Origin of the sequence: Streptococcus australis (genome assembly GCF_019930045.1) — a bacterium.
Taxonomy (GTDB): Bacteria; Bacillota; Bacilli; order Lactobacillales; family Streptococcaceae; genus Streptococcus; species Streptococcus australis_D.
Genome location: NZ_JAHZQQ010000085.1, coordinates 1 through 4,551 on the forward strand (window position 1 = coordinate 1; position 4,551 = coordinate 4,551).

Sequence of the window (4,551 nt, forward strand, 5' to 3'; positions counted from 1 at the left end):
GTGTGAATACTTACAGTTTACCCCAATGAAACGCTATGAGTTTTTTTGTTGCACTATATTTTACAATTTATCATATACTCAAAGCATGCACAAACAAACGATTATTGATTTTAAAGAGCTTGGATTGCGACACATTTTCACCAAGCCGCTAAAGGAATTAAAAACAAGAGACCTCGACCAAGTAGAGACTCTTCTGAGAGAGGCGGAAGCCTATCAGGAGGCTGGTTATTATGCCGTAGGCTATGTCAGCTATGAAGCCGCTCCTGCTTTTGAGAAAAAATTAGCCGTCCACCCAGCACCACTCATGGGAGAATATCTCCTCTATTTCACCATCCACGAAAAAGTAGAACCCCTTCCTTTCCCAGAGGACTACGAGGCAGTGGATCTTCCAGCCAATTGGCAGGAAGAGGTAGAGGCGCCTGCTTATCGAAAAGCTATCGAGACCATCCAGCACCACATCCGTCAAGGGGATACCTATCAGGTCAACTACACCGTCCAGCTTTCTCAAGAGCTAGAGGCTGATCCTTTGGCCATCTACAATCGCTTGGTAGTAGAACAGAAGGCCCATTACAATGCCTTCATCCAGCACGATGATGTGGCCATCCTCTCCATCAGTCCTGAGCTCTTTTTTGAACAAGATGACAGGCTACTAACCACCTGCCCTATGAAGGGGACGACTCGTCGTGGTCTCACTAGCCAAGCCGACCTCAAGGAAGCCGCTTGGCTAGAAGCCGATCCCAAAAATCGAGCAGAAAACATGATGATTGTGGATCTCCTGCGTAATGATATGAATCGCATTTCGGAGATCGGAAGTGAGCAGGTGACCCGTCTCTGCCAAGTCGAGCAATACTCCACTGTTTGGCAGATGACCTCGACCATTGAAAGTCGCTTACGCCCCGAAGTCGACCTAGTCCAAACCTTCCAGGCCCTCTTTCCTTGCGGTTCCATCACAGGGGCACCGAAGATTTCTACTATGGAAATTATTCAACAGACAGAGGTTGCTCCTCGTGGCGTCTACTGTGGAACAATCGGTATCCTTCTTCCAAAAGGCAAACGGATCTTCAACGTCGCTATCCGAACCCTTCAAATGCAAGGGCATCAAGCCATCTATGGCGTAGGTGGAGGCATCACTTGGGACAGTAAATGGGAAAGTGAATACCAGGAGACCAAACAAAAGTCTGCTGTCCTCTACCGACAAGAGCCTCGTTTTGACCTCTTGACAACTGGTCGTATCCACCAAGGAGAGCTGACCTTCCTGGAGCAACACCTGACCCGTTTGAGAGAGGCCAGTCGCTACTTTGCCTATCCTTATGATGAGCCAAAACTCCTGAAAAAACTTCAAGAAGAGCTTGATCGTTTGGATTCCAACCTTGACTATCGTTGTCGCATTGCCTTGCCAAAAAACGGGACCGCCCAGCTAGAGATCACAGAACTAACAGACTTGCCAGCTAGCTATCTGCAGGCCCAACTGACCGAGCAGAAGCTTGATCTAGCGACGCCATTTACTTATTTTAAGACTAGCCAGCGAGCTCATCTAGTAGCTAAAGATCACGAGCAGATCTACTATCTTCCTGATGGCAGCTTGCTAGAGACGACCATCGGAAATCTCATCCTAGAGATTGACGGCAAGCGCTATACTCCTCCAGCTCACCTCCCTATCCTCGACGGGATTTACCGCCGCCATCTCTTAGAAACTGGACAAGTAGAAGAAAAACTGTTAACGCTGAAGGATTTAGAAGTCGCTGACCAAGTCTATGCCTGCAATGCCCTGCGTGGCCTCTATCCACTCGATTTCACTAGAGAGGAATCAGAATGAAACTTATTTTTTTACATGGCCTAGGCCAGGATGCTCACTCTTGGCAAGGGGTCCAAGATGCACTTTCCCCCTTGCAATCTGAATCTTTCGCTATTTTCTCCCATCCAAGCGAAAGCTACCAAGAGGCCACAGAAAGATTGACGGAGTACCTCCAGCAGGAAAGCGAGCCCTTTATTCTGGTAGGACTCTCACTGGGAGGCGTTCTCGCTCTCGATCTCTCCAGCCGAGGCTTGCAACAACTTAGGGGCTTGGTACTTTCAGGGACGCAATACAAACTCAACACCAATCTCCTCTATAGGCTCCAAATTCTCCTTTTTCGTCTGATTCCCAAGCGTGTCTTTGAAAAGCAAGGTGCCAATAAACAGCACATGTTACAAATCTTTACCGAATTAAAAAGCCTCAATCTAACCGATACCGCTAAAACCTGCCCTCTTCCTAGCTTAGTGATTTGTGGCAGCAAGGATGGGGCCAATCAGGCTTCTTCTAAAAAGTTGGCAAATCTCCTGCCTAAAGGTCACTATCTAGAAATCGCAGACGGAGGCCATCTACTCAATACTCAGAAACCCCATGAACTGGCGCAAGCTATCAAAGAGTTTGTCGCTAGGTTTTAATAGGAACAGAGGCTGGGCATAAAGTGTCCAGTCTCTTATATATGATAGTTATAACTGCAAGACGCAGTAGCAGATTGCTCAAAGCACTGCTTTGAGGTGGTGGATAGAATTTGCGAGCAAGTTTCCTAAGTCTTTGTTCGCCTTTTAAGCTCCAAAGATGACCTAATCAGCCTTGCGGGGGTGGGACAACGAACGATTTTTAGTCAAAATTCGTTCTGTCCCACTCCCGTTTTTTTAGAAATATTTTAGAATTGCTTGATAGTTATTTGAAAAGCAAGCTGTATACTAAGAGTGTAAAGAAAACAACTAGTCATTTAGACGAAGGAGAAAACCATGGAAAAAGTATTAGAAATTTCCCATTTGAGTAAAAAGTTCGGTCAACAATACGCCTTAAATGATGTGAATCTGAGCATTCGCAAAGGTGATGTCTACGGCCTGATCGGTAAGAACGGAGCTGGGAAAACCACCCTCATTAAGGTCATTACCCAGCTGATTCAAGAAACTGACGGAAGCGTCTCCCTCTTTGCTTCTTCAAATCGCTCCCAGTGGACGCAAGCCCTGAAACGGGTCGGATCTGTCATTGAAAGTCCTGTAGCTCACAAGCATATGACCGCTTATCAAAACCTAATCTACTATTGCAAGGCACGCCATATCCCCAATCCCGACCAGGTCATCAAAGAAACCTTGAACTATGTCGGCCTGAATAATACGGGTAAGAAGAAATTCCGCGATTTTTCACTCGGGATGAAACAACGGTTGGGAATTGCGATTGCGCTCATTGCCAAGCCCGACTTCCTCATTTTGGACGAACCCATCAATGGTCTCGATCCTGTCGGAATCAAGGAATTCCGTCAGATGATCAAGCGCCTCAACGATGAACTCGGCATGACCATCCTTATTTCCAGTCACATCCTCTCCGAACTTTATCTGGTTGCCAATCGCTTTGGCATTGTCGACCAAGGACGCCTGATCAAAGAAATTAGCAAGGCTGAATTCGAAGAACAAGGAGAAGATTACATCATCCTCAAAACTAGCCAACTAGCTCTTGCCAGTCAACTGATCCAGGATCAGCTCCATCACCGTATCAAGGTCATCGATAAGGATGGAGAAATCCATATCTTTGGACAGACTCACGATATTAAAGTCATTGTCAAAGCGCTCGTTCAAGAGGATATTGACGTGGATGAAATCTACTATGCCCGCCAAGATCTGGAAAAATTCTTTACGGACTTGGTAGACTAGTCAACCCACCGTCTTGCATTACTTATCCCACATATTTCATTTAGGAGATTTATCATGTTGCATACCATTCAAGCAGATTTTTACAGACTTTTTCGCTCTAAAGGTTTTTGGATTACAGAAGCCATTCTCGTTCTCAACATCCTGTCTGGAGTCATCTTTGGAGCTACCGGCCACGTCGGCGTCAATACGGAATCCAAATTACCCCAAGCAACCGAAGTTTGGACGGGCTTTAAAGCCTTGACCAACTACTCTTCCAGCATCAGTGTGACTATCCTCTTTACCATTATTGTCATCACCTTGGTTCTAGGAACAGACTTAACGCAAAACTTATACAAGAATAATCTGGCCTATGGGGTTTCGCGCACCAGCTACTACTTTGCCAAAAGCGCCGTTGTCCTGACCATTGCCCTCTTCCAATTTCTCGTTTCTTATGGTCTCGTCTTCTTGATCGCGACCCTCTACAATGGACTTGGAACCATGCCAGAGCAATTCCTTGCTCATTTTGGTCTGACCGTGCTGATTCAGTTCCTTTCCACCCTGGCTTGGGTCAGCATCATTTCCTTCCTCCTTTACGCTAGCCAATCCATCACCTTGGCCTTCGTTGGCTACTTCGTTGGAAATATCCTCTTAAGTCTTCCTGCGCTTTTCTTTAAAGATATTGATATTCTCCACTATCTAAACTTGGAATTCCAATATTCCATGGTCCAAAGCACCACAGCAACGAACAACACCCTCTCTATCGCCCTTGGATTCATCCTTGTTTTTGGCTTCCTAGGACTCGCTACGTTCAAACACAAAGATTTATAAGATAAATTGCAAGAATAAGTGCAACATTTACTTGAACTCATCCTCTAGAGCTTCACAAGCAGTTCTGTAAGCTAA

Annotated in this window: 4 protein-coding genes; all 4 read left to right on the forward strand. The window is 45.9% G+C overall.

Annotated features, from left to right (window positions below):
• The first annotated feature begins 85 nt into the window (after positions 1-85).
• The 4 genes from pabB (at position 86) to K1J10_RS10130 (ending at position 4,476) form a co-directional block, all read left to right on the forward strand.
• Entirely contained in the window at positions 86-1,816 is a 1,731-nt protein-coding gene (pabB, locus tag K1J10_RS10115) for an aminodeoxychorismate synthase component I (RefSeq protein WP_223357235.1), read from the forward strand.
• Positions 1,813-2,427: an alpha/beta fold hydrolase gene (locus tag K1J10_RS10120; RefSeq protein ID WP_223357233.1), complete on the forward strand. Its 615-nt coding sequence runs from the start codon at positions 1,813-1,815 to the stop codon at positions 2,425-2,427. Before pabB ends, K1J10_RS10120 begins: the two co-directional genes overlap by 4 nt.
• Positions 2,428-2,760: 333 nt before the next feature.
• Positions 2,761-3,669 (forward strand): ABC transporter ATP-binding protein, encoded by a 909-nt coding sequence (locus tag K1J10_RS10125; protein WP_125329161.1) that lies wholly within the window; start codon positions 2,761-2,763, stop codon positions 3,667-3,669.
• A 54-nt stretch (positions 3,670-3,723) separates the two neighbouring features.
• Positions 3,724-4,476 (forward strand): ABC transporter permease, encoded by a 753-nt coding sequence (locus K1J10_RS10130; protein ID WP_223357234.1) that lies wholly within the window; start codon positions 3,724-3,726, stop codon positions 4,474-4,476.
• Positions 4,477-4,551 lie beyond the last annotated feature (75 nt).